18 protein-coding genes are annotated in these 21,186 nt (G+C 58.5%); 12 read left to right on the top strand and 6 right to left on the bottom strand.

Going from position 1 to position 21,186, the window contains the following annotated elements; genetic code table 11:
* Positions 1 to 5: 5 nt before the first annotated feature.
* From AC2FJW_RS15410 to AC2FJW_RS15395, 4 genes are read right to left on the bottom strand one after another with little or no spacing between them, the layout of a single operon-like run.
* Entirely contained in the window at positions 6 to 296 is a 291-nt protein-coding gene (locus AC2FJW_RS15410; RefSeq protein WP_496750562.1) for a hypothetical protein, read from the bottom strand.
* Positions 286 to 1,338, bottom strand: a complete 1,053-nt coding sequence (locus AC2FJW_RS15405; protein ID WP_496750560.1) for a hypothetical protein — start codon at positions 1,336 to 1,338, stop codon at positions 286 to 288. Before AC2FJW_RS15405 ends, AC2FJW_RS15410 begins: the two co-directional genes overlap by 11 nt.
* Positions 1,335 to 1,745 (bottom strand): hypothetical protein, encoded by a 411-nt coding sequence (locus tag AC2FJW_RS15400; RefSeq protein ID WP_496697270.1) that lies wholly within the window; start codon positions 1,743 to 1,745, stop codon positions 1,335 to 1,337. The genes AC2FJW_RS15405 and AC2FJW_RS15400 overlap by 4 nt, the downstream gene beginning before the upstream one ends.
* Positions 1,742 to 3,229 (bottom strand): FAD-binding oxidoreductase, encoded by a 1,488-nt coding sequence (locus AC2FJW_RS15395; RefSeq protein ID WP_496750559.1) that lies wholly within the window; start codon positions 3,227 to 3,229, stop codon positions 1,742 to 1,744. The genes AC2FJW_RS15400 and AC2FJW_RS15395 overlap by 4 nt, the downstream gene beginning before the upstream one ends.
* 567 nt (positions 3,230 to 3,796) lie before the next feature.
* Between AC2FJW_RS15395 and AC2FJW_RS15390 the strand changes: the two genes are divergently transcribed.
* The 7 genes from AC2FJW_RS15390 to amaB all read left to right on the top strand — a co-directional run bounded on the left by AC2FJW_RS15390 (position 3,797) and on the right by amaB (position 13,543).
* Positions 3,797 to 5,377, top strand: a complete 1,581-nt coding sequence (locus tag AC2FJW_RS15390) for an ABC transporter substrate-binding protein (RefSeq protein ID WP_496697273.1) — start codon at positions 3,797 to 3,799, stop codon at positions 5,375 to 5,377.
* 104 nt (positions 5,378 to 5,481) lie between these two features.
* Entirely contained in the window at positions 5,482 to 7,047 is a 1,566-nt protein-coding gene (locus AC2FJW_RS15385) for an ABC transporter substrate-binding protein (protein ID WP_496697274.1), read from the top strand.
* A gap of 96 nt (positions 7,048 to 7,143) precedes the next feature.
* Entirely contained in the window at positions 7,144 to 8,121 is a 978-nt protein-coding gene (locus tag AC2FJW_RS15380; protein ID WP_142638424.1) for an ABC transporter permease, read from the top strand.
* The gene (locus AC2FJW_RS15375; protein ID WP_271950952.1) at positions 8,118 to 9,068 is read left to right on the top strand and encodes an ABC transporter permease; all 951 of its coding nucleotides are present in this window, start codon (positions 8,118 to 8,120) and stop codon (positions 9,066 to 9,068) included. Before AC2FJW_RS15380 ends, AC2FJW_RS15375 begins: the two co-directional genes overlap by 4 nt.
* A gap of 4 nt (positions 9,069 to 9,072) precedes the next feature.
* Positions 9,073 to 10,782: an ABC transporter ATP-binding protein gene (locus AC2FJW_RS15370; RefSeq protein ID WP_271950949.1), complete on the top strand. Its 1,710-nt coding sequence runs from the start codon at positions 9,073 to 9,075 to the stop codon at positions 10,780 to 10,782.
* Positions 10,783 to 10,921: 139 nt separating this feature from the next.
* Positions 10,922 to 12,028, top strand: coding sequence for a saccharopine dehydrogenase family protein (locus AC2FJW_RS15365; RefSeq protein WP_496692672.1), 1,107 nt, complete (start codon positions 10,922 to 10,924; stop codon positions 12,026 to 12,028).
* Between the two features lie 18 nt (positions 12,029 to 12,046).
* Positions 12,047 to 13,543 (top strand): L-piperidine-6-carboxylate dehydrogenase, encoded by a 1,497-nt coding sequence (amaB, locus tag AC2FJW_RS15360; protein WP_496703792.1) that lies wholly within the window; start codon positions 12,047 to 12,049, stop codon positions 13,541 to 13,543.
* Positions 13,544 to 13,581: 38 nt separating this feature from the next.
* Here amaB and AC2FJW_RS15355 read toward each other — a convergent pair whose 3' ends face one another.
* Positions 13,582 to 15,159: a DUF5928 domain-containing protein gene (locus AC2FJW_RS15355; RefSeq protein ID WP_496750558.1), complete on the bottom strand. Its 1,578-nt coding sequence runs from the start codon at positions 15,157 to 15,159 to the stop codon at positions 13,582 to 13,584.
* 142 nt (positions 15,160 to 15,301) lie between these two features.
* Between AC2FJW_RS15355 and AC2FJW_RS15350 the strand changes: the two genes are divergently transcribed.
* The gene (locus tag AC2FJW_RS15350; RefSeq protein WP_496709710.1) at positions 15,302 to 16,120 is read left to right on the top strand and encodes a sulfotransferase family protein; all 819 of its coding nucleotides are present in this window, start codon (positions 15,302 to 15,304) and stop codon (positions 16,118 to 16,120) included.
* A 172-nt stretch (positions 16,121 to 16,292) separates the two neighbouring features.
* Here AC2FJW_RS15350 and ilvD read toward each other — a convergent pair whose 3' ends face one another.
* Entirely contained in the window at positions 16,293 to 18,125 is a 1,833-nt protein-coding gene (ilvD, locus tag AC2FJW_RS15345; protein WP_496750557.1) for a dihydroxy-acid dehydratase, read from the bottom strand.
* Positions 18,126 to 18,232: 107 nt separating this feature from the next.
* Here ilvD and AC2FJW_RS15340 point away from each other — a divergent pair, with 107 nt between their 5' ends.
* From AC2FJW_RS15340 to AC2FJW_RS15325, 4 genes are all read left to right on the top strand, one after another.
* Positions 18,233 to 18,790 carry a helix-turn-helix domain-containing protein gene (locus tag AC2FJW_RS15340; RefSeq protein ID WP_142638464.1) on the top strand — a complete coding sequence of 186 codons (558 nt, stop codon included), beginning with the start codon at positions 18,233 to 18,235 and terminating at the stop codon, positions 18,788 to 18,790.
* A 2-nt stretch (positions 18,791 to 18,792) separates the two neighbouring features.
* Positions 18,793 to 19,062, top strand: a complete 270-nt coding sequence (locus AC2FJW_RS15335; protein WP_142638410.1) for a CBU_0592 family membrane protein — start codon at positions 18,793 to 18,795, stop codon at positions 19,060 to 19,062.
* An 80-nt stretch (positions 19,063 to 19,142) separates the two neighbouring features.
* Positions 19,143 to 19,997 (top strand): 3-mercaptopyruvate sulfurtransferase, encoded by an 855-nt coding sequence (gene sseA, locus AC2FJW_RS15330; protein ID WP_496749791.1) that lies wholly within the window; start codon positions 19,143 to 19,145, stop codon positions 19,995 to 19,997.
* Entirely contained in the window at positions 19,997 to 21,181 is a 1,185-nt protein-coding gene (locus tag AC2FJW_RS15325) for an amino acid aminotransferase (RefSeq protein WP_496692678.1), read from the top strand. Before sseA ends, AC2FJW_RS15325 begins: the two co-directional genes overlap by 1 nt.
* Positions 21,182 to 21,186 lie beyond the last annotated feature (5 nt).

The following is a 21,186-nucleotide window of genomic DNA, read 5'->3' as shown; positions in this document are numbered from 1 at the left end:
AGGCGTTACTGCGCCGGAAGCGGAAGGCATCCGGGCAGCCCCGCTGGCAGGACCAGCCGTGCCCCTTGACGGTAAAGCGATTGGGCAAACCCGCTGCTCTCTGATGTGACCGTCACGCTGATCCCGGATGATCCGATGACCGCCGCGTCATCGGGCAGGTTCTGCATCAGACCTTGCGAGGGAAAGACCACGACATAGGCCGGGGCCTCATCCGTTATGAACGCGACGACCACCAGAACCGACAGCCATCCAAGCACCATAAGGGGGATGGCTGTCAGGAGTGATCTAATAGTCATGGATATGCTCAAGCGTCAGGCCGTCCCCCTGGATCTGGCGCAGACGCTGAGAGAGGTCCGGAACCTTGACCAGTATCAGATGACGATAGTCCCCGAACCCTTGTCGTTGGGCGCTGGAGATTGCATCCGGTGCAGTTGGTTGATCCGACAGGGCGGTGAACAGAATGTCGTCATTGCCAGCGATCTCGACAATCTCGACCCCCGCGCTGGCCATTTCCGCCAGTAGGTTGGTCAGGGTGCGGTAGCGCGGCGTTTCGATCTCAACTCCGTTTGGGCCTTGCGCGATAACCTTCACGCCGGGATAGGCAGACAGGCTGTCTGCACTGGCGCCGGTGATGATCATCCGCAGCGTCAGCTCATCAGCGCCGACCTGCGCAACAGCCTGTTCGATCACGCCCGCATAGGCCTGTTTGGCACCGTATTCCAGACCCAGCGCAATCGCTCTTTCGCTGTCGCGCAGGCTGCCGCTGTTTTGTTCGACCAGGCTCTGGGCGTCGTCGGCGAAGGGCCATTTATACCACGGAACCTGTTGTAGGAACGCGGCATATGCGGCGGCCTGCTGTGCCGACACATCATCCAGAGGTGCCCGCTGTGGGCCCCGCAAGGCAGAGGCCAGCCGACCGAGGGTTTCCTCATAGGCAGCCTTCAGCGCCAGCTCGGCGGAAAAGCTGGCACCGATCACATAGACCATCTGTTTGGTGGCCCTATCCACCTCTCCCAAGGCCGAGGCGTTCCGGTTCAGATCGCAGAGCGACCCCCAAAACCCGGTGATACTGCTCCAGAACCCGTAATCATGGGGGTCCTGGGTGCGCAGAACCTCGGCGTAATCCTCGTAGGCGTGGACAATGTGCCATTCGGGATAGGTCATCAGCGTGCGGGTTTCGGCCCGGTGATGTGCCGGGTCGATCAGCGAGGCATAGGCCAGCGGCTGATCCGCGCCACGACAGCTTGTTTCCACATAAAGGATCGGAGCAGCCAGCGCGATCCCGGCAAGGATCAACACCAGAATCAGCCGTTTGGTCCACCACAGCAGGAACCTCATGCGGTGTGTCTCCTGTCCCGCAGCCCGGCCCAGGCGGCAACGCCGCCAAGCGCCAGATGCGGCAGGTTGGCAAACAGGCGGGGCAGCGACAATTCCGGCCCGGCCGATGGGTTTGTAAAGATACCCAGATCAAGATAGCCAAAACCGGTGAAAAACCCGAACACGCCGTCTCCCAGATAAGCCAGCCCGAACAGGATCAGAAAGCTGCGAGCCGCGCGGTGTGACAACAGCCCGGCAATCAGCGCCCAAAGGGCCGAGGCCACGTGCAGCGCATCGTCATAGATATCCAGTGCGAAAATGCCAAAGGCCAGACCATCCTGATCCGTCAGGCCGGGAATATAGTTCAGCGATGCCGCAATCATCAGCGCGACAAAGTAAATCAGACAGAGTTTTTGAAGGTTGCTCATAGACGCCCCAGATAGCTGTCCCAAAGGTTGTTCCGCAGAACCAGTTGCGGATCAAGTTCTCGTTTTGCCTGCGCAAACCCTTCCGCATTGGGGTAGGCTGCAGTCAGTTGATCCAGTGTCGCATGTGGCCTGTACGGCAGGTAATAGGTTCCGCCAATCGCCACGATCCCGTCGATCAGCGCCCGGGTCATCCGCGCCATGTCGGCTTCGCCGCGTTCGGTCAGCTCCTGGCTGAACGACATGACAGCGGCGATCCGCGGTTTGCTTGCATAGGACAGAACGGCCTGATCGTCCTGTGCGACATAGCGCAGCGTTACGTTCAGAAACTCTTGATACGAGGCCGGAATTACCGCGCGACACACTGATAAGAAATCGTCGAATGCATCGAACCCCACGAAATACTCGTGCAGGATGTCGGTCCGGTCCGGATCGCGGTCGTCCAGAGTCACAACCGGTTCGTTGATCAAAGTGTTCCGCGTCGCCTCACCCGAACCCAGCGCTGGGCCCAGCCGTGTTTCATTCCACCAACGGAAGGATTTGAAGGGCTCGCTGCCCAGTTGAGCCCGGTACAGACGGCTGGCCGCATGCGACATCCACCCCGACCCGGACGCTGGTGGCAGGTCCGACTGGTCTGAGCCTTCGCGATATGTCACCAATAGCGCTTTCTCGAAAAACGCATCGCGTTCAACATTCAGGCGGCCATAGGCCATTGTGACCGCCGGGTCGTCAATCGCCGCACGAAAGGCCGAGGCAAACGCTCCTGCTTCCAGAATGTCGAAAACCGGCGTCAGGCGTGAATTTGGAACCATCTCGACCTCAAGGTCCACGATCACGCCGATCAACCCGTACCCGCCCATCGCCAGATTGAACAGCTCGGCGTTCGCGGTGGGCGAACAGGTCACCAACTCACCCGAGGGCAGGATCATGCGCAACGATCGGGCCGTCGCCCCCATCGGCCCAAAGGGAACCGGCCAGCCATGTGCATTGACCGAATAAGTGGCGGCGACACCGAAATCATTATTTGACTGCATGACTTTGGGGGACCAGCCTGCGGGATCAAGCGCTAAGATGACCTGTGACCAGCGGGCTCCGGCATGGGTCAGATAGGTCCCGGCTGAACCGTCGATCTGAACCGATCCATTGTCAAAGGTAATCGCTGTACCGTTGCGGGGAATGGCTTGCCCACCCATGGAATGCCGCGCGGCCCCAATGTTGACCGGGCGTCCTTCTGATCTGGCCTCCGAAAGCTCTTGCCGGATGGCGGCGATCAGCGTGTCTCCGGGGTCATCGCTGAGCACCAGATGTTTGTGGATCGGTGTCGGTGACAGTCCGCTGGCGTCATTCATCACTTTGTCGCCGGTTTCCGCAAATGTCCTTCTTGTGCCTTCATAGACAGGTAGGTCCGGTCCCAGCCACCGTGACGCAACCCATCCTGCCAACCCTCCGCCGGCAAACAAGGCCGCCCTTCTGGTAAATGTTTTCATCTTTCGATTTCTCCCGAAGTTAACTGGGACATCTGATCAAGAATGATTTTAAGCGCAGTTTGAAATTTCTGCGGGCCTCAATCCGGGGTATGTGCCTGACCCCTGCCAAGGTGTCCATTTGGGCATCGGGTCAAAGAATGTGCAAGTCCATGGCCTGCTGTACCGGCGCAAAGGTGTCCTAGTTGCCCCAGATCAGGCCGACGGGTACCTGCAGCATGGCGATCCGCCGTGGTCAGCAGATTCGGGCAAGGTCCAAGGACCATTTTTTTGACCGCAAGTGGCTCGAAACTTGGCTTCATTCCCGGAATGATCAACCGGAAGGCATGTTTTGCAAACTGCGGAAATCCGTACTTGTAAGACGGTCAGCGGTCACAGCTTGGCGTAAGCTTTCCGCTACGTAAGTTCATGCGCGCACGGCAGATTTGCGTCGGGGCATCCGCCAAACTGCCGTTTTTATGCTCAATCAGGTGTTGCAACTGTAACGATGATCTGGATGATCAGGACCACCAAGGCCGTAAAAATGGTCTGTCGTCCAAAGGGCGATATTAACAAAAAGGGGAGTTACAAATGATTCTAAGAAACCTGATGATCGCTGCAAGTGCGACGGCGCTGATGGCGGCGGGCGCTTCGGCGGAAACGCTGCGCTGGGCGCGGGCCGGTGATGCGCTGACGCTGGATCCGCATTCGCAGAATGAGGGTCCGACGCACACCGTGCGACACCAGATTTACGAGCCTCTGATCATCCGCGACGTGACCGGTGCATTCGAGCCCGCGCTGGCGACCGAGTGGGGCCCCAAGGCCGATGACCCGAATGTTTGGGTCTTCAAGCTGCGCGAAGGCGTGAAATTCCATGACGGTGCGGACTTCAACGCCGAAGATGTGGTGTTCAGCTTTACCCGAGCCAAGCAACCTAATTCCGACATGAAAGAGCTGATCGGTTCGATCGCCGAAGTGCGCGCAGTTGACGATTTCACCGTCGAGATTGTCACAGATGGTCCGAACCCGATCCTGCCGTCGAACCTGACAAACCTGTTCATTCTGGACAAGGGCTGGGCCGAGGCGAATGACACCGTCAATGTTCAGGATTTCGAAGGCGGCGAAATCACCTATGCCACCACCAATGCCAACGGTACGGGCCCCTATGTTCTTCAAAGCCGCGAGCCTGACATCAAGACGGTAATGGTGCGCAACGACAACTATTGGGGCATCGACCAGTTCCCCATGGAAGTGACCGAGATCATCTATACCCCGATCCAGAACGCTGCGACTCGCGTTGCGGCGATGCTGTCGGGTGAGGTGAACTTCCTCCAGGATATGCCGGTGCAGGACATTGAACGCGTCAATGGTGTCGACGGTCTGATGGTCAAGCAAGCCCCGCAGAACCGGGTGATCTTCTTTGGTATGAACCAGGGTGCCGACGACATCGAGGCGGATAACGTGGACGGCAAGAACCCTCTGGCCGATGTGCGGGTGCGTCAAGCGATGTCGATGGCGATTAACCGTGATGCGATCAAGCAGGTCGTGATGCGCGGCCAGTCGCAGCCTGCAGGCATGATCGCACCGCCCTTCGTGAATGGCTGGACCTCTGACATGGACGGCGAATCCTCCACCGATCTGGCCAAGGCCAAGGAACTGATGGCAGAGGCAGGTTATGGCGATGGCTTCTCGCTTCGGCTGGACTGCCCGAATGATCGGTACATCAACGATGAAGCCATCTGTCAGGCGGCTGTTGGGATGCTGGGCCAGATCGGCGTGACCGTGAATTTGGACGCCAAGCCCAAGGCGCAGCATTTCCCGCTGATCACCGATGGCAAGACAGATTTCTACATGCTGGGTTGGGGTGTGCCGACATATGACTCGGAATACATCTTCAACTTCCTTGTGCATGGGCGCGAAGATGACATCGGCACGTGGAACGGCACCGGTTATCAGGACGATGCGCTGGACGGGAAGATCAAGTCGCTTGCCTCGAATACCGATCTTGACGCTCGGAATGCCGACATCGCCGACATCTGGCGGGTTGTGCAGGACGAAGCGCTTTACATCCCCATTCATCACCAGGTTCTGAACTGGGGTATGGCCGACGGTGTGGGCATCGAAGTGGATGCCGAAGATCAGCCTAAGGTCAAATACTTCACTCTGAACTAAGCCATTCAGATCAGTGATTTGGCAGGGCGCGGTTTCGCGCCCTGCCTTTTGCGCTATTGTTAAGCGCAACACCGCATCGCGGGGCAAATAAGGGAGATTTCGCCATGACCCTCAGGAACAGTGCCATTGCTTTGGCCTTGCTGGCCACCACCAGCGTTCAGGCTGCCGAATTCAAATGGGCCTCGACCACGGACCCGCAGACGATGGACCCGCACGCGGTCAACTCGGCCCCGGTTCTGGGGTTTCTGAACAATGTCTACGAAGGCCTTGTACGCCGCGACAAGGACATGAGCGTTCAACCCGCGCTGGCCGTCAGCTGGGAGACGATTGGTGACGGCGAAGGTTGGCGCTTTAAACTGCGTGAGGGCGTGACCTTCCATGACGGCAGCAGCTTTGATGCGCAGGACGTTCTGTTCAGCTATCAGCGCGCCTCGGGCGAGGCGGCGGATACCCGCAGCTGGTTCGCGCCCATCAGCGAGGTGATCGTGGTCGACGACTATACGGTCGATTTCATGACGACTGCGCCGAACCCGTTATTCCCATCCTCAATCGCCAACTGGATGATCATGGATCAGGGCTGGGCCGAGGCCAATGACGCAGCGGTGCCCGACAAAGAGGTCGGGAATTACGCCACCCTGAACGCCAACGGCACAGGCGCCTTCAAACTTGCGGCACGAGAGCCCGGCCTGCGCACGGTTCTTGAGCCCTTTGACGGCTGGTGGGATCAGGCCGACCACAACATCACAAGTGCTGAGTTCACTCCGATCCAAAACCCGGCGACAGCGGTTGCAGCCTTGTTGTCAGGCGATGTGGACATGATCAACCCGGTGCCGATCCAGGACGTGGCACGCTTGAAAGAAAACGGGGATGTCGACGTTATTCAGGGGATCGAGGCCCGCGTCATCATGCTGGGGTTCGATCATCAGGCCGAGGCGCTGAAATACAGCGACGATGCGGGCAAACCGAACCCATTCCGCGACGCGCGCGTCCGCAAGGCGGTAGCGCAGGCGGTGAATGTGGATGCCATTCTGGCGACTATCATGCGGGGCAATGCCGAAGCGGCCTCGCAACTGGTTAGCCCGGCGATGAGCGGCTATTCGGCGGCAAACGCAGACCGCCCCGCCTTTGATGTCGATGCCGCCAAGACGCTGCTGGCCGAGGCGGGCTATGCGGATGGCTTCTCGTTCGGGCTGAAATGCCCCAATGACCGCTATCTGAATGATGAGGCCGTTTGCCAGGCGGTTGTCAGCATGCTGGCCCAGATCGGGATCACTGCGGAACTGGATGCCATGCCGGTCCGTAACTACTGGCCGGAACTCAGGGAAGGCAAATACGATATGTACCTGCTGGGCTGGAGCCCCGGTACATTTGATGCCGAACACCCCGTGCGCTTCCTTGTGGCCACCCCAAACGAAGAGAAAAAGCTGGGCAGCTGGAATTTCGGCGGATTTTCGAACGCGCGGGTGGATGAGCTGCTGCCGATGATCCAGTCCGAGTTGGATGCGGGCAAACGGCAGGCGATGCTGGATGAGGTCACGCAGATCATTCAGGACGAACAGGTCTATGTGCCGATGTATGTGCAACCTCTGGTCTGGGGCACACGCAACAATGTCGAACTGACGCAGCGCCCGGACAACTTCTTTCTGCTGCGCTGGGTAACGGTGAACTGAAACCGGGGCGGGGCCAGAAAACGCTAGCTTGCGTTAGCGGTATCTTGACCACCCCGCCCGGGCCTGCATAGACAGTCCGATCAACGAGGAAAACGAATGTTCGCTTATATTGTCCAAAGGATGTTCCAATCCGTGATCGTGCTGCTGATCGTGGGTCTGGTTGCCTTTTCGATGTTCCGCTTTGTCGGTGATCCGATCGACAACATGCTGGGGCAGGAACGTACGCAGGCCGATATCGACCGGCTGCGGTCCGATCTTGGTCTGGATCAGCCGTTTCCGGTGCAATATTTCAAGTTCCTGCAAGGCGCGGTGCAGGGCAATTTTGGCGTGTCCTACCGGCAAGGCCGACCGGTTTCGACCATCATAGCCGAACGCGCCCCCGCGACATTGGAACTGGCCTTTGTGTCGGGCTTTCTGGCCATCACCCTTGGCATCGCGCTGGGCGTTTTCACAGCGATTCGACGACAGGGGGTGGCGGCGAATATCATCATGACCGTGTCGTTGATCGGGGTTTCCCTGCCAACCTTCCTAATCGGGATATTGCTGATCTATATATTCTCGGTTGAATTGGATCTTTTACCCAGCTTTGGGAGGGGCGAGACCGTTATGATTGGCGGCTGGTCCACGGGGTTCCTGACGACCTCGGGGCTCAAGGCGCTGATCCTCCCGGCGATCACGCTGGGCCTGTATCAGATGACGCTGATCATGCGGCTGGTGCGGTCGGAAATGCTTGAGGTCCTGCGTGCCGACTATGTCCGTTTTGCACGTGCGCGTGGGCTGTCGGACCGGGTGATCAATTTTCGCCACGCGCTGAAAAATACGCTGGTGCCGGTGATCACCATCACCGGGTTGCAGCTGGGCTCGATCATCGCCTTTGCCATCATCACCGAGACGGTGTTTCAGTGGCCCGGTGTGGGCCTGCTGTTCATAAATGCGATCCAGTTTGTCGATATCCCTGTCATGGCCGCCTATCTGATGCTGATCTCGGTCATGTTCGTGTCGATCAATCTGATCGTCGATCTTTTGTACTATGCCATTGACCCGCGCCTGCGTGTCGACGCGAGGGCCACATGACCGATACTTCTGAAACCTCGAGACAAGTGCCCAAATCACGACTGGCCCAGTTCTGGGACAGCGATTTCGCATGGTCCTTCCGTCATTCACCCGTGGCGATGGTTGCCTCATTTGTTGTGGTTCTGCTGGTGCTGGCGGCAATACTGGCCCCGCTGATTGCGCCGCATAACCCGTTTGATCCGGCAACGCTGAACCTGATGAACGGATTTACACCGCCGGGCACACCGAATGCCTTTACGCAGGACACGTTCCTGCTGGGCACCGACGATCAGGGGCGCGATGTGTTCTCGACCATCCTCTATGGGATGCGCATATCCCTGTTTGTCGGCGCTGCGGCGGTGCTGCTGGCGCTAATCATCGGAGTTGTTCTGGGGCTGGTCGCGGCCTATTTCGGCGGCTGGGTCGAGACGCTGATCATGCGGGTCGCAGATGTGCAGCTGACCTTTCCGGCCATTCTGGTCGCTATGCTGATCTTTGGCATCGCCAAAGGCGTGACCCCACCCGAATATCGTGACGAGATGGCGATCTATGTACTGATCATCGCCATTGCCCTGTCCGACTGGGTGCAGTTTGCCCGGGTCGTCCGCGGTGCTGCGTTGGTGGAAAAGAACAAGGAATATGTGCAGGCCGCCCGCCTGATCGGGCGCGGTTCTTTCCCGATTATGTTCCGCCACATCCTGCCCAATGTACTCAGCCCGGTTCTGGTCATCGCCACGATCTCACTGGCGCTGGCGATCATTGCCGAAGCCACGCTGAGCTTCCTCGGCGTAGGGGCACCACCAACCCAGCCGTCATTGGGCACGCTGATCCGCATCGGGCAGGGCTTCCTGTTCTCGGGTGAGTGGTGGATCTTGTTCTTCCCGGCCTGCACCCTGTTGGCGCTGGCCCTGTCTGTGAACCTGCTGGGCGACTGGCTGCGCGATGCGCTGAACCCCAAGCTGCGGTGATTTCATGAGCCTTCTGACGATCAATGACCTGACGGTCGAATTCCCCACCCGCCGCAAATTGTTCACAGCCGTGGACCATGTGGACCTGTCGGTTGAACCCGGAGAAATCCACGGCTTGGTTGGCGAATCCGGGGCCGGTAAATCCACCATTGGCGCGGCCATCATGGGATTGTTGGATCGCCCCGGCCGTATTGCCAGCGGCACGATCCAGCTGAGCGGTGACCAGATCAGTGGTCTGGATGCCGAGGCGATGCGGGGGCTGCGCGGCAAAAAGATCTCGATGATCTTTCAGGACCCGCTGACCTCGCTGAACCCGTTATTCACCGTGCGCGAACAACTGACCGAGACCATTCAGGCCCATCTGGGCGGCACGGATGCCGAGGCGAACCAACGCGCGCGCGATCTGATTGACCGGGTTGGCATTCCTGATCCGGACACGCGGCTGGACCAGTATCCGCACCAGTTCTCGGGCGGGATGCGGCAGCGTGTGGTCATCGCGCTTGCCTTGTGTACCGAACCGGATGTGATCATCGCGGATGAGCCGACCACGGCGCTGGACGTCTCGGTTCAGGCGCAGATTCTGGACCTGATCAAAGAACTGGCGCGGGAACGTCAGGTGGGCGTCATCCTGATCACCCACGACATGGGTGTGATCGCGGACACGACGGACAAGGTGACGGTGATGTATGCGGGCAAGGTTGTCGAAACCGGCCCGACCGCGCAGGTGATGGGGCAGCCCACCCATGAATACACCAAATCGCTGATCGCTGCCGTGCCGCGCCCGACCCTGAAACTGCATCGCTTTCCCCAGATCAGCTATGGTGGACGCGAGACACGCTTTGCCATCGAAGACATGGCCCGCCACTGGCCCAAGGTGGATAATGACACCAGCAAACCGGTGTTCGAAATCCGCAACCTGACCAAGAAGTTCCTGCAACGCAAAGGCCTGTTGCCCTGGGACCGTACCTATTTCACCGCCGTTGACGAGGTAAGTTTCGACATCCGCGCAGGCGAGGTGTTTGGCGTTGTGGGTGAATCCGGCTCGGGCAAGTCGACTGTCGCACGGATGATTGCAGGGTTGTACCCTGTGGATGGCGGCACGATTACATTCGACGGGCAGGTTGTCAGCGATCTGACCAATCGGACCGCGCTGGATGCCTATCGCAAGAACATCCAGATGATCTTTCAGGACCCGTATTCCTCGCTCAATCCCCGTATGCGGGTGGATGAGATCGTGGCCGAGCCGATCCGCCATCACAGGTTGATGGAAGGTGCAGATATCAAACGCCGCGTCGATGAGTTGTTGGATCAGGTGGGACTCGGCCATGAGGCCGGGCAGAAATACCCGCATGAATTCTCGGGCGGACAGCGGCAACGTATCTCGATTGCACGTGCGCTGGCCACGCAACCGCGATTCCTGATTTGTGACGAGCCAACCAGTGCGCTGGACGTGTCCATTCAGGCGCAGATTCTGAACATCTTGAAGGACCTGCAGGAACATCTGGGCCTGACCCTGCTGTTCATCAGTCATGACCTGCCGGTGGTACGTCAGATGTGCGACCGAGTGGCGGTGATGAAACAGGGCCAAATTGTCGAGTTGCAGGAAACCAATAACTTGTTCGCCAACCCCCAGACAGATTATGCCCGCGAATTGTTGCGCTTGATGCCCAGGCTGGATGACCTGTCGACCGAGGGGTTGGACGCGGAATCCTGAGGCAGTGACGATTCCAGTATTGGCGGTATGACGGAAGGTCCGTCAATATGGCGATAGTTTTGACGTTTTCGTCAAGATTGCCTCTGCAGATTGAACAACTGTGCCTTCATACTTTCTGAAACGAAAGAGGAGGCGCGTTTTGAGCTGGAATATCTGTGTCATCGGAGCAGGCAAGATCGGTCAGATGATCGCGACTTTGCTGCAATCTTCATCCAACTATTCGGTCACGGTTGCCGACCGCGATCTGGCGGCGTTGTCCGTGCTGAATCGACAGGGAGTTTCGACCCGCCAGATTGATGTCAGCGATGAAACGCAGCTAGCTGAGGGTCTGAACGGTTTCGATGCGGTTATCTCGGCGGCTCCGTTTTTCCTGACCCCACGGATTGCCAAAGCCGCCAAATCGGCCGGCGCGCATTATTTTGACCTGACCGAAGATGTTGCCGCCACCAACGCGGTGCGCGAGTTGGCCGCTGACAGCGAAACGGCCTTTATGCCGCAATGCGGGTTGGCACCGGGTTTTGTCGGCATCGCCGGCGCGGCCTTGGCTGCCGAGTTCGATACGCTGGACAGCCTGCATATGCGGGTCGGGGCGCTGCCGCTCTATCCCACCAACGCATTGAAGTACAATCTGACCTGGTCCACCGATGGGCTGATCAACGAATATTGCAACCCGTGCGATGCCATCGTGAATGGCGAACGGGTTAAGACCGCGCCGCTCGAGGATTACGAGCGTTTGGGTCATGACGGGGTGGAATATGAGTGCTTCAATACCTCGGGCGGGTTGGGCACGTTGCCAGAAACCCTGGACGGAAAGGCGCGGGACGTGTCGTACCGATCGATCCGCTACCCGGGACACCGTGATATTCTGCGTTTGCTGCTGAATGATCTTGGATTGGAACGTCGTCGCGACCTGATGAAGGAAATCTTCGAGACCGCGCTACCGCGAACCGATCAGGATGTGGTTCTGGTTTTTTGCACTGCAAAAGGCAAGATCGATGGGGCTCTGCGCGAGAAATCCCTGATCAACAAATCTTATGCCCGTACCCTCAATGGTCAGGTCTGGAGCGCCATTCAGGTCACCACTGCTGCCGGTGTTCTGGGTGTGGTTGATCTGATGCGAACGGGTGCTTTGCCCGGCAAAGGGTTCGTGCGGCAAGAGCAGGTGAACCTGTCTGATTTCCTGAACACCGAATTCGGTCAGCTTTATCGCACCGGGGACATAACCAAACAGAACAAGGCGGCCTGAGATATGAAAGACATCGCTATGACAGCCCAAACAACCCTTGCAAATCTGGACCTGACAGCCGCTGAGCTGATGGGCGGCACGCTGGCTGTACGCTCGCCCATTGATGGCGGCATTCTGGCCGAGGTACATGAAACGCCTGCGTCGGGGATGGGCACGGTGTTTGCCAATGCCAAGACGGCATTCAAGGCGTGGCGCACGGTTCCAGCCCCACGCCGGGGCGAGCTGATCCGCCTGCTGGGCGAGGAATTGCGCGCCGCCAAGGACGATCTGGGTGCGCTGGTCAGCTGGGAAGCTGGTAAGATCACCTCGGAAGGTCTGGGTGAAGTGCAGGAGATGATCGACATCTGCGATTTCGCCGTCGGCCTGTCGCGCCAGCTTTATGGTTTGACCATCGCATCTGAGCGCCCGGGCCACCGGATGATGGAAACGTGGCACCCGGCAGGACCGGTGGGCGTGATCTCGGCCTTCAACTTCCCGGTGGCGGTCTGGTCGTGGAATGCCGCACTGGCGCTGGTCTGCGGTGATCCGGTGATCTGGAAGCCGTCTGAAAAGACGCCTTTGACCGCGATGGCCTGCCAGAAGATCTTTGAACGTGCACTGGCCCGATTTGGCGATGCGCCCGACCACCTGCTGCAGACCCTGATCGGAGGTGCCGCGCTGGGCGAGGCGCTGGTGGCCAGCGAGGACGTGCCGGTCATTTCGGCGACCGGGTCCACACGGATGGGCCGTGCCGTAGCCCCCATCGTGGCGCAGCGGTTCGGGAAATGCATTCTCGAGCTTGGCGGCAATAACGCGATGATCGTGGGCCCTTCGGCCGATCTGGAAATGGCCGTGCGTGCGATTGTCTTTTCTGCTGTCGGCACAGCCGGTCAACGCTGCACCACGCTGCGCCGTCTGATCGTTCACAACTCGATCCGCGAGGAGCTGGTGAGCCGGTTGAAAAAAGCCTATGCCGGTCTGCCCATCGGCAATCCGCTGATCGAAGGCACTTTGATCGGTCCGCTGGTGGACGAAGCCTCGGGCGCGGCCATGACCGCTGCGCTGGACGCTGCAAAGGCCGAAGGCGGCGCAGTCTTTGGTGGCGACCGCGTGACCGAAAACGTCCCCGCCGGTGTCTATATGCAGCCCGCGATTGTCGAGATGCCTGGCCAGACAGCAACCGTAAAGACCGAAACCTTTGCGCCGATCCTCTATGTCATGGGGTACGACGCGTTCGACGAAGCCATCGAATTGCAAAATGACGTACCGCAAGGTCTGTCGTCTTGCGTATTCACTCTGAACATGCGCGAGGCCGAGCAATTCCTGACCGCAGCGGGATCGGATTGTGGCATTGCCAATGTCAATATCGGGCCATCGGGGGCCGAGATCGGTGGCGCATTTGGTGGCGAGAAGGAAACCGGTGGCGGGCGTGAAAGCGGCTCGGATGCGTGGAAGGCCTATATGCGCCGTCAGACCAACACCGTGAACTACTCAGCCGAGCTGCCGCTGGCGCAAGGCGTCAAGTTCGACATCTGATCGTGCTGTCGGCGGTACCTGATGGTGCCGCCGGCTCATCAATCTGCAAACAAATAACCCAATCGCATGATGGCCTGCGCCTGTTCCTGTGAAACATTCAGAAACCGGACAATGGCGTCTTCGTTTTCTGTCCGGTCGCTGGTTTCCCGCAGGCGTGCATGTCGATCCAGCGCGGTGCCCCGGATCAACTCGGATTCGTATTCCATCGCGTTGTGCAAAGTTGGGACAAGCCGTGCCACGGTTTCGGTCGGGCTGTCCTGACCGGCCAACCCCACACGGCGGGCGTGGCCGATCAGGTAATCGTCGGAATATTCACACTCGACTTCAAGCACATGGGTTTTGACCTGATCTGCACAGAAGTCCTGAATGATTTCGATATCTGAGGGATCGATGCATAGAACCAGCCGGTCGGTTTCGAAACTGTCAAACAGCATCCGCACAAGAGCACGCCGGTGGCGGGACCGTTTGAGCAAGGTCGTTTCGATGCCGCCCAGATCGGGCAGAGCCGTATCCTGTTCGTTGAACAGATACTCGACACAAGGGATATCGGTTTCGGACTTAATCTGATCGACCAGACGCTTGGCCACATGCCATTTCTTGCACACGATCAGGAAAACATCGCGGTCCGGTCCCAGCGTATTTCCGGCCTCCCAGAACCTTTGCTTGTGGCGGCGTCCGACGCGCCCTCTTGCGGTTAAGAAACTATGGAGATTGCGACCTTCATCCGAGATGTGAAAATCCACCCCATCCGCAGAATAGAGCTGGCCCAACCGGTCCTTCAGCTCATGTGCCTCGGGGCTGATTTTGCGGGCGAACAGAAAATCCTGCCCTAACAGCATGTCGTAATGGTCGTTATAGAATGTCACGGGCATTCCGTAGTCCGAGAACATCAGGAATGTGAGCGTTCGGTTGTCGATCTCTTCACGGGGAACAAGGTGGCGGACAAGCGTTTGAAAGAAGGTCTCATCCGGTATCCAGGTGGTCGAGAAAAAGCGGATTACATCCGGGCGCTGGGCCAGGAATTCAAAGATCATTTCAACAGTATGACGGCGCAGACACCACCACTGACTGCCGATCATGACCTGGATGTCAGCCGGAACCTCGCGGGTCAGACCAAGTTTTTTCTGTAAGTCATAGGATGTATAGAATCGTCTGCTCTGGGTGCGTTCATTGAAGAAATGGCGATAGATCAGCCGGTCTTCTTTCATGCCGGTCTTGATCCAGTTACTGGCAAAAAAGTCGTGGCTTTCGACAAAATCCCTGTCGTTGTCGTTCAGGAACTGATGCGCGTATTCCGCTGTTTTGATCGCCATACAATCCCCTGACAGCATGTAGAAATGCGTCGCGCGGGGAAAGGCCTCGAGGGCGGCTTGCACTGCGTTCAATGTGGCCTGTACCAAAGACCACTCGCCCCAACCGCATTTGATGCGTTTGGTTGCAAAAGTGACATTCGAATTGGCCTGAAGAGCGCCCTGAATGCGTGCATAGGCCTCGCGACTTGCGCGGGCGTCAAAATGTATGGCCATGCAATCGCCAGCGGCGGTTAGCTGCTCGGCCTGCGCAATGATTGCGTCAGGGTCCTTGTGGCACAACAAAATGTAGGCAATTTTTGCCATTTCAGTTCTTTGTTATCCGTTTCTGCCCGGTTCCCTCTGTGATACTGAGGATGAGCGATTGAATAAACAGATTATTTTTGGTTCTGTAGATACAAAAGCAGGCGCGAATAGTGAGTTACGACCTGTTGAGGAGGCGCAGTAAATGGGTTTTCCCGGTACATGGATGACCGAGAGCGAGAGCATGGTTTACCGTGTTGTCCCGAAATGTGCATGCTCAACCATCGGGCAAATCATGTATTTTTCGGATCATGGCCGGTTTTTTGACGGCGATATCCACGATGCCAAGGACGGGATGCATAAGTGGGCGTTCGGTCCCAGCCAGGAGCCGATTTCGACAAATGTCCGAAATCACAACTCCTTTTCTTTCACCTGCGTGCGGAACCCGTACACGCGAATTCTCAGTTCGTTCTTTGACAAGATCTGTGGAATTCAGCGCAACGGCAAACGGTATCGCGGCAATCTGGTGCCGACGCTGATCTACAATTACGGCATCGAGGTTGGCGGAGAGGACGGTCAGGGTGATTTCGACCAGGTCGCCAGTTTCCGCAGATTCCTGTTATTTGCTCGTGACACGATCAGGTGGCGCAGGCCCATGGACCCGGATATCCACTGGTCCGCCATGTCTGGCCATGTGTCGACCTTTATTGCAAATGGCGGACGATATGATCGCATCTTCTGGACCGAGAAGTTCAACGATGGGATGCAAGGTGTTCTGAGCAGCCTGGACACGCCACACAAGGTGGCCCTGTCCGAAATCCCGCGGTTCAACGAATCCGAAGGCCACGGACCCAAACGAAAGCATCCTGTCGAGGACTATTTCGACGACCTGTCGATGCATCTTGTCTACGAGATCTACAAACAAGATTTCGATCTGTTCAAATACGATTTTGAAGATCCGGCCAACAAGATGCCGATCGCCGAGATTGATCTGGATGAAGTCCACGCCAAGCTTGGGGATTGAGCTGGAAATCACCTTCCCCGCCCATCGGCAATGTATCTTGCGAAACATCTCCTCTGGTTGGGCCTGGCGCCGCGCCAGGCCCAAGACCAAAGCCGATAGCGCCAGAAGGCGCGGGAGCGCTTTGGGAATTGATTGGACCGGATCACTTGATTTGGTGTCCGGCCCTTATGTCTTAGACCTCCCGCACGGCCCCTTTTGCCGCGCTGGTTGTCAGTTTGGCATAGGCTTTGAGCGCGGTTGAGACTTTGCGCCTGCGGGGCGCTGCCGGTATCCAGCCTTTTGCATCCTGCTCCTGGCGTCGTTCGGCAAGCACTTCATCTGAGACTGCCAGATGGATCGAGCGGTTGGGGATGTCGATCTCAATCCGGTCACCCTGGCGCACCAGTCCGATCTCGCCACCTTCGGCCGCCTCGGGTGAGACATGGCCGATCGACAGGCCGGAGGTTCCACCCGAGAACCGTCCATCCGTCAGCAAAGCACAGGCTTTTCCCAGACCTTTGGATTTCAGGTAAGACGTCGGGTACAGCATTTCCTGCATCCCCGGACCGCCGCGCGGGCCTTCATAGCGGATGACCACCACGTCGCCCTCTTTGACCTTGCTGGTCAGAATGTCGTTCACCGCCTGATCCTGGCTTTCGCAGACATAGGCCGACCCGGTGAAGGTCAGGCTGGCCGGATCGACACCGGCTGTTTTCACGATACAGCCGTCGCGGGCAATATTGCCGAACAGAACCGCCAGACCGCCATCCTGGCTGAACGCATGTTCTTTCGACCGGATCACGCCGCCTTCGCGGTCTGTGTCCAGCTCTTTGTAGCGGTTCGACTGGCTGAAGGCCTGCGTGGTGCGCACACCGCCCGGCGCGGCCTTGAACAAGTCTTGCGCCTTGGGGTTGTTGGCAACCTTGATGTCCCAATTGGCAATCGCCTCACCCATCGTGCCGGAATGGACCGTGCTGCAATCCTCGTGCAGCAGGCCTGCGCGGCTGAGCTCACCCAGGATCGAAAAGATGCCGCCGGCGCGGTGGACGTCTTCCATATGCACATTCTCGGTATTGGGTGCGACCTTACACAGGCAGGGCACCTGACGGCTGAGACGGTCCATGTCGGTCATGGTGAAATCCACCTCGCCCTCATGCGCGATGGCCAGCAGATGCAGCACCGTGTTGGTCGATCCGCCCATGGCGATATCCAGGCTCATTGCGTTTTCGAACGCCTCGAACGTGGCGATTTCGCGCGGGAGGAAGCCTTTCTCGTCCAGATCATAGTGCCGTTTGGTGATCTCGACGATCCGGCGACCGGCTTCAAGGAACAGCTCTTTGCGGTCCGCATGTGTGGCCAGAGTCGAGCCGTTGCCCGGCAGCGCCAGACCCAGCGCCTCGGCCAGACAGTTCATCGAGTTGGCGGTGAACATGCCCGAGCACGACCCGCAAGTCGGGCAGGCGTTTTCCTCGATATGCTGAACCTGCTCATCGGTGAACTTGTCGTCAGCGGCGGCCACCATAGCGTCCACGAGGTCGATCTTTTTGGCGTCCAGATCAGCGATGTCGATCTTGCCCGCCTCCATTGGCCCACCCGAGACGAAAATGGCGGGGATGTTCAGGCGCATCGCGGCCATCAGCATGCCGGGCGTGATCTTGTCGCAGTTCGAGATACACACCATCGCATCGGCGCAATGGGCGTTGACCATATATTCAACCGAATCCGCGATCACCTCACGCGAGGGCAGCGAATACAGCATCCCGTCATGTCCCATGGCGATACCGTCATCCACCGCGATGGTGTTGAACTCTTTGGCGACACCGCCTGCGGCTTCGACCTCGCGGGCGACCATCTGGCCCAGATCCTTTAGGTGCACGTGGCCCGGCACGAACTGGGTGAACGAGTTGACGATAGCGATGATCGGCTTGCCGAAATCGTCGTCACCCATACCGGTGGCACGCCACAGGCCGCGAGCACCGGCCATGTTGCGGCCATGGGTTGAGGTTCTGGATCGGTACAATGGCATGATGCTGTTTCCCTTTTGCCTCGGGTTGCATGTCTTGGGGTTTGTGCGTTATAGCGCACGTACCACATGTGCGCTATAACGCACAAGAGGATTCGAAAGACGGCATCATGGCACCGGACGAGATCACGCTGAAATTACGGGACATGCGGGCGGCATCCGGGCTGAGCCTGTCCAAAGTCGCCGAGATGACAGGCGTCAGCAAAGCTATGCTGGGGCAGATCGAGCGTGGCGAATCCAGCCCAACCATCGCCACTTTGTGGAAGATCGCCAAGGGGTTCCAACTGCCGCTGAGCGCGCTGATTGAAACCGCGAATGGGGACCCCTCTGTTTTTCAGACCGTGACTTTTCCGGGCAGCATCGAGGTCAAGATCGTCTTTCCGTTTGATTCCGCGCTAGGGGCCGAAACCTTTCACGTCAGTCTGACCCCAAACCAATGCCACGAGTCGCCCGCGCATGCGGCGGGCGTGACCGAAGAGGTCTTTGTCCTTTCCGGTACGCTTGAAATTCTGCGTGGCGAGGCCTGGGTGCCGCTAAACGCTGGACAGGGGCTGCGTTTTGCCGCCGATCTGCCGCATGGCTATCGTGCGGGCGCGCAGGGGGCTGCGTTTTTGAACATGCACCATTATGGGCAACACAGCGAGTTTCCTGAAAACGGCAAGGGCTGATCATGACTGCGTTTCTTGACACTTTGACCATCGCGGATGGAATCGGCTCAATCGGCGCGATGATCGTGGTCGCTGCGTATTTCGCCACGCAGATGCGGATGATGAATTCCGACGACCTGGCCTTTCCAGTGGTAAACCTGTTGGGGTCGATTCTGATCGTCTATTCGCTGTTTGAGAACTTCAATTTGGCCTCGATGCTGATCGAATCCTTCTGGATTTTGATCAGTCTGATCGGGATCGCTCAGTTTTTCCGCCTCAGGCGGGCCCGTTAGCGGTACAGGCCGCCATCCAGCCTTGAACAGACATGCGCGCGCGTATAGGGACAAACCAAGCGCGCATAGGGGAGGCATTGATGCAGGACGATCCCAAAACCCTCGTTTCAACCGAATGGCTTGCGGCCCATCTCAAGGATCCGGACCTGCGGGTCCTGGACGGATCATGGTATCTGCCGCAACACGGACGCGACGCCAAAGCGGAATATGACGCGACCCATATCCCCGGCGCGAGGTTCTTTGACATTGATGATATTGCCGATCATCGGTCGGACCTGCCGCATATGGTGCCTCCGGTCGAGAAATTCATGTCGCGCCTGCGGGCGATGGGCGTGGGGGATGGCCATCAGGTGGTGGTCTATGACGGCTCGGGACTGTCCTCGGCCGCGCGGGTCTGGTGGATGTTCCGCCTGATGGGGCAGGACAACATTGCCGTGCTGGACGGTGGCTTGCCGAAATGGCTTGCCGAGGGGCGAGAGGTTGAAGACCTGCCTCCTGTTATCCGCGACCGCCACATGACCGTGCGGGTTCAGAACCATCTGGTGCGCGATGTCACGCAGGTATCTGCCGCAGCCAAGCTGGGGGATCACGAGATCATCGACGCACGCGCAGTCGGCCGCTTCGCGGGTACCGATCCAGAGCCGCGCGAAGGGCTGCGGTCTGGTCGTATTCCCGGATCACGAAACGTCCCCTTCGGCACCTTGCTGAACAAGAATCACACGATGAAATCGCCCGAGGAATGCCGCGCCATTTTCGAGGCCGCTGGCGTCGACCTGTCGAAACCGGCGATTACCTCATGCGGGTCGGGTGTGACTGCCGCGATTCTCAGCCTTGCGCTCGAGCGCATGGGCAAGAAAGACCACTCGCTTTATGACGGCTCCTGGGCTGAATGGGGTGCCTTCCCGACCCTGCCCGTCGCAACCGGAGAGACCTGATGTTTGAACATCTCAAACCGCAACCTGCCGACAAGATTCTAGCGCTGATGCAGATGTACCGCGAAGACCCGCGCGATCAGAAGATCGACCTGGGTGTTGGCGTCTACAAGAATGCCGAAGGTATCACGCCAGTGATGCGCGCGGTCAAGGCCGCCGAAAAGCGCATTCTGGAAGAGCAGGAAAGCAAGGCCTATACCGGTCTGGCTGGTGATCCGGCCTATGCGGATGCGATGATTGACCTGATCCTGCGCACATCGGTGCCGCGTGGCAACATTGCCGCTGTGGCTACGCCCGGCGGAACCGGTGCTTGCCGTCAGGCATTTGAGATGATCCGCATGGCCAACCCCTCGGCCCGCGTGTTCGTCTCGAACCCGACCTGGCCAAACCATCTGTCGATCCTGAATTACCTGGGGATCGAAGCGGTTCCATACCGCTATTTCGATGGCGAGACTCGTGGCGTCGATTTCGACGGCATGATTGCCGATCTGAAAACCGCCAAGTCGGGCGATGTGGTGTTGTTGCACGGCTGTTGCCACAACCCGACCGGGGCCAACCTGAACCTGGTGCAGTGGCAGGAAGTGGTGACCATCATCAACGAGCTTGGCCTCGTGGCGATGATCGACATTGCCTATCAGGGTTTTGGCGACGGTCTGGAAGAGGATGCGCAGGCGACCCGCCTTGTTGCGTCTTCGGTCAAGGAATGCCTGATCGCGGCGTCGTGTTCCAAGAATTTCGGCGTCTACCGTGAACGCACGGGCCTATTGATGGCAATCAGCGCAGATGCGGGACAGACCGCGTTGAACCAGAGCACGCTGGCCTTTCTGAACCGCCAGAACTATTCATTCCCGCCCGACCACGGCGCGCGCGTGGTCACCACGATCCTGACCGACCCCGTCCTGCGGGCCGACTGGGAGGCCGAGCTGGAGGAGATCCGCTTGTCCATGCTGGGGCTGCGCCAGCAACTGGCCGATGAGCTGCAACGCCACAGCGGCTCCGACCGGTTCGGCTTTGTCGCCCAGCATCGCGGCATGTTCTCGCGCTTGGGCGCGGCACCGGAACTGGTGGAACAACTGCGCGCTGATCACGGCATCTACATGGTCGGCGACAGCCGTCTGAACATTGCCGGGCTGAATGCCAACACGGTTCCGATTCTGGCCAAAGCGATTATCGACGTCGGAGTTTAAATCTG

The sequence above is a fragment of the Ruegeria sp. CDSA020 genome, from assembly GCF_059612345.1.
Note: the sequence above shows the minus strand (reverse complement) of the source record. Positions and strands in the feature narration are given on the sequence as shown.

Bases quoted from the DNA above. Each gene is read 5' to 3' on its own strand.
- AC2FJW_RS15410 (WP_496750562.1), bottom strand. From the start codon at position 296: ATGACTATTAGATCACTCCTGACAGCCATCCCCCTTATGGTGCTTGGA.
- AC2FJW_RS15405 (WP_496750560.1), bottom strand. From the start codon at position 1,338: ATGAGGTTCCTGCTGTGGTGGACCAAACGGCTGATTCTGGTGTTGATC.
- AC2FJW_RS15400 (WP_496697270.1), bottom strand. From the start codon at position 1,745: ATGAGCAACCTTCAAAAACTCTGTCTGATTTACTTTGTCGCGCTGATG.
- AC2FJW_RS15395 (WP_496750559.1), bottom strand. From the start codon at position 3,229: ATGAAAACATTTACCAGAAGGGCGGCCTTGTTTGCCGGCGGAGGGTTG.
- AC2FJW_RS15390 (WP_496697273.1), top strand. From the start codon at position 3,797: ATGATTCTAAGAAACCTGATGATCGCTGCAAGTGCGACGGCGCTGATG.
- AC2FJW_RS15385 (WP_496697274.1), top strand. From the start codon at position 5,482: ATGACCCTCAGGAACAGTGCCATTGCTTTGGCCTTGCTGGCCACCACC.
- AC2FJW_RS15380 (WP_142638424.1), top strand. From the start codon at position 7,144: ATGTTCGCTTATATTGTCCAAAGGATGTTCCAATCCGTGATCGTGCTG.
- AC2FJW_RS15375 (WP_271950952.1), top strand. From the start codon at position 8,118: ATGACCGATACTTCTGAAACCTCGAGACAAGTGCCCAAATCACGACTG.
- AC2FJW_RS15370 (WP_271950949.1), top strand. From the start codon at position 9,073: ATGAGCCTTCTGACGATCAATGACCTGACGGTCGAATTCCCCACCCGC.
- amaB (WP_496703792.1), top strand. From the start codon at position 12,047: ATGACAGCCCAAACAACCCTTGCAAATCTGGACCTGACAGCCGCTGAG.
- AC2FJW_RS15355 (WP_496750558.1), bottom strand. From the start codon at position 15,159: ATGGCAAAAATTGCCTACATTTTGTTGTGCCACAAGGACCCTGACGCA.
- AC2FJW_RS15350 (WP_496709710.1), top strand. From the start codon at position 15,302: ATGGGTTTTCCCGGTACATGGATGACCGAGAGCGAGAGCATGGTTTAC.
- ilvD (WP_496750557.1), bottom strand. From the start codon at position 18,125: ATGCCATTGTACCGATCCAGAACCTCAACCCATGGCCGCAACATGGCC.
- AC2FJW_RS15340 (WP_142638464.1), top strand. From the start codon at position 18,233: ATGGCACCGGACGAGATCACGCTGAAATTACGGGACATGCGGGCGGCA.
- AC2FJW_RS15335 (WP_142638410.1), top strand. From the start codon at position 18,793: ATGACTGCGTTTCTTGACACTTTGACCATCGCGGATGGAATCGGCTCA.
- sseA (WP_496749791.1), top strand. From the start codon at position 19,143: ATGCAGGACGATCCCAAAACCCTCGTTTCAACCGAATGGCTTGCGGCC.
- AC2FJW_RS15325 (WP_496692678.1), top strand. From the start codon at position 19,997: ATGTTTGAACATCTCAAACCGCAACCTGCCGACAAGATTCTAGCGCTG.